The organism is Streptomyces sp. NPDC054840, from assembly GCF_053611065.1.
The window spans coordinates 1-3,238 of sequence record NZ_JBSGZP010000768.1; the positions used below are offsets into that span (position 1 = coordinate 1).

Annotated in this window: 4 protein-coding genes; 3 read left to right on the top strand and 1 reads right to left on the bottom strand. The window is 74.1% G+C overall.

The features are described 5' to 3' along the window. Together ACWGIU_RS33695 and ACWGIU_RS33700 are read left to right on the top strand one after the other, a co-directional pair. The coding region (locus ACWGIU_RS33695) for an MFS transporter (RefSeq protein ID WP_453711906.1) at positions 1-582 on the top strand (582 nt) is incomplete at its 5' end. Next, positions 579-1,565, top strand: a complete 987-nt coding sequence (locus ACWGIU_RS33700; RefSeq protein WP_453711907.1) for a TolB family protein — start codon at positions 579-581, stop codon at positions 1,563-1,565. The genes ACWGIU_RS33695 and ACWGIU_RS33700, both read left to right, overlap by 4 nt. A gap of 108 nt (positions 1,566-1,673) precedes the next feature. On the opposite strand, the gene ACWGIU_RS33705 is transcribed toward ACWGIU_RS33700, so the two are convergent. Beyond that, on the bottom strand, positions 1,674-2,348 hold the full coding sequence (locus ACWGIU_RS33705) for an AIM24 family protein (protein ID WP_453711908.1): 675 nt from the start codon (positions 2,346-2,348) through the stop codon (positions 1,674-1,676). A gap of 70 nt (positions 2,349-2,418) precedes the next feature. Here ACWGIU_RS33705 and ACWGIU_RS33710 point away from each other — a divergent pair, with 70 nt between their 5' ends. Next, positions 2,419-3,171 (top strand): aminoacyl-tRNA hydrolase, encoded by a 753-nt coding sequence (locus ACWGIU_RS33710; RefSeq protein ID WP_453711909.1) that lies wholly within the window; start codon positions 2,419-2,421, stop codon positions 3,169-3,171. Positions 3,172-3,238: the final 67 nt, after the last annotated feature.

Consider the following 3,238-nt stretch of genomic DNA (forward strand, 5'->3'; position numbering starts at 1 on the left):
TTCCGGCGGGTGCTGTACGCCTCGGCCCTGCTCGGCGCCACCACCATCGGCGACGCCTTCCTCTACCTGCTGCTCCTGCGCGGACTCGACCTGCCGCCCGCCCTGTTCACGCTGCTGCCGCTCGGGGCCGCCGCCGTGTACCTGCTGCTCGCCGTCCCCGCGGGCCGGATCGCCGATCGCACCGGACGTCGTACGGCCTTTCTGCTCGGGCACGGCGCCCTGCTCGGCGCGTACGCCCTGCTGCTCGTCCCCGTCTCCGCGCCGACCGTCGTGGGGGTGCTCACCCTGCTGGGGATCTTCTACGCGGCCACCGACGGGGTACTGATGGCGCTCGCGGCTCCCGCGCTGCCCGCGGCCGGCCGGGCGGGCGGGCTCGCGGTGCTGCAGACCGGCCAGGCACTGGCCCGGCTGCTGGGCGCCGCCGGCTTCGGGGCGGCGTGGACCCTCTGGGGACAGCGGCCCGCCCTCTGGGCCGCGGCCCTCGCACTCGCCGGGGCGCTCGCGGCCGCCGCGCGCATCCTGCCCACCCCTCCCCCGGCCGTCGCAGCCGCCCCGACCCCGACCGCCCCGGAGGCCCCGTGAATCCCCCGTCCCGCCGGCTGCGCCTCGTCCTCGTCGTCACCGCCGTGCTGCTGCTGGCGGGCGGCTCGCTGGGCTACGTCCTGCACGCGCGGCACCGCGAACGGCCCCCCGCGCAGCGGGGCGACGCCTCCTTCGGCGTCGAGGAGCCGGGCCTCTACTTCCTGGACACCACCGGCGGGCGGATCGCACGCCAAGGAGGCCCGGGCCTGCCGCGGGTGACCGGCGGCCCGCCCTGCGACCGCTTCCACGCCGCCGGGGACCATGCCCTGTGCCTGCGCAAGCTGCCCGGTGTGCCGGCGCGCACGCAGGCCGTCGTCCTCGACCGGCGCATGCGCGAGGTCCGCGCGGTGACCGTGCCGGGCATCCCGAACCGGGCCCGCGTCTCGGCCTCGGGCCAGGTCCTGTCCTGGACCACCTTCACGACCGGCGACTCCTACAACACCGCCGCGTTCTCCACCCGCACGGCGATCCTCGATCTGCGCACCGGCTATCTGATCAAGTCGATCGAACAGATCCCGCTGACCCTCGGCGGGGCCCGCCACCACGACTCCGACGTCAACTACTGGGGTGTGACCTTCGCCGCCGACGACAACCGCTTCTACGCCACCGTCTCCACCCGGGGCGCCACCCACCTCGTCGAGGGAGACCTGCGCGCCTGGTCGGCGAAGGCGCTGCGGGAGAACGCCGAATGCCCCTCGCTCTCACCGGACGGCGCCCGCGTCGCCTTCAAGAAGAAGGTCTCCGACGACTCCCGGGCACCCTGGGGGCTGTACGTCCTGGACCTGGCGACGATGCGCGAACATCCGCTGGCGGAGCCGCGCAGCGTCGACGACCAGGCCGCGTGGCTGGACGACACGACCCTCGCTTACGCCCTGCCGGGCCAGGACGGCCGCGCGAGCGACATCTGGTCGGCCCCGGCGGACGGCACGGGCGAGCCCCGCCTCCTCGTGCCGGGCGGCTCGTCGCCCGCCGGCGTGCGATAGGAGGTGGTCGTGCCGACGCGCACGAGTGCGCCGCGCGGGTGTTCCGGCGTGCTCCGCGCGGCACCCGGGGCCGGCGCCGTCCGTAGCGGCGGCCCACATCGGTCGGGGTCAGTGCGCCGTCACCGTCTCGACGGCCTCGCTCGGGCGGACGATGACGAAGCCCTCGCCGCTCAGCTTCAGCTGGACGGCCTCGCCGGAGCCGCCGCGGATCATCGAGCCGACCGACTGGGAGCGGTGCAGGCCGGTCTCGAGCTGGGCGCTCCAGCCGACCACGGCGTCCGTGTCCACGCAGACCGGGGTCCGGGCGGTGACCGGGATGATGATCGGGTGGCCGTCGCAGACGACGGCGAGCTTGCCGGTGCCGGTGAAGAAACTGTTGAAGAGGCCGCCGCCCGTCATGCCGGCGCCCTTCACCATCTTGATCTCGTAGGACAGGGTGGGGTCGAAGCAGAGCACGTTGCGGCCGTTGATGGTGAGGGCGTCACCCGGCTCGAAGTCGATGATGAAGCAGTTGCCCGCCCGGTGCGCGAACCACGCCTCGCCCTGGCCGCGTACGGACATGAGCGCGAGGCCCTCGCCCGTCACGGCGCGCTTGAGCATGCCGCCTATGCCCTGTCCCTTGCGCTCGAACTGGAGGTTGCCGCGGAAGGCGACCATCGAGCCCTGACGGGCCAGCATTTCACCGTTGACGTTGTACTTCACGGACTTGGCGTTCTGCAGGGTCATGCCGGGGTCGACGGCGGCCTGGGCCAGGTTCTCGGACGCGAAAAGATCACTCTTCATGGCTTCGATCCTCACCCGGGCCGGCCCCCGGGGCATCATCCTGAAGGCGGAGGCTGGCATCCTTGGCAGGATGAGCAGCCAGCACACGAACGACTCCTCCGGCCTCCCTGCGGTCGGGGCGGACAGCCCCTTCCGGCAGGAGCACGTACTGCGCGAGGAGGCCCCGCAGTTCGTGCTGCCGCTGGTGGTGCGGATCGAGAAGGCCGAACCGCCCGCCCGGACGAACGCCTTGGAGACGGCGGCCCGCGCGGTGCTGGTCCTGCTCACCGACGAGCGGGCGCACGGCGAGGGCGAATGGGCCCGGGCAGTCCGCGACTGGCAGGACGCCCGGATCCGCAAGGTGGTCCGCCGGGCGCGCGGAGCGGAGTGGCGCAAGGCGGAGACCCTGCCGGGCGTCACGGTGCAGGGGGACGGCGCGCAGGTACGGGTCTTCCCGCCGGTGCCCCTCGACGGCTGGCCCAAGGAACTGGCCAAGCTCCAGGTGTCGGGCACCGATCTGGACGATCCGGAGCCGGTGGCCGCGACCGCGGAGCCGGGGCTGCCGGTGCTGTGGCTCAACCCCGGTCTCGACATGTCGGCCGGCAAGGCCATGGCCCAGGCCGGGCACGCGGCGCAGCTGGCGTGGTGGGAGCTGACGGAGGCGGAGCGGGCCGCCTGGCGGGACTCCGGTTTCCGGCTGGCGGTACGGACGGCCCCGGGCGAGCGGTGGGCGCAGCTGAGCGGGAGCGGGCTGCCCGTGGTCCGGGACGCAGGATTCACCGAGATCGCGCCGGGCAGCGCGACGGTGATCGCCGACCATCCGGCGCTGCGCGCCCGGCTCTGAGGGGCGGGATCCCAGGGCCCGGCTCCGAGGGTCCGGAGCTCCGGGCCCGGCTCCGACGGAGGTTCCC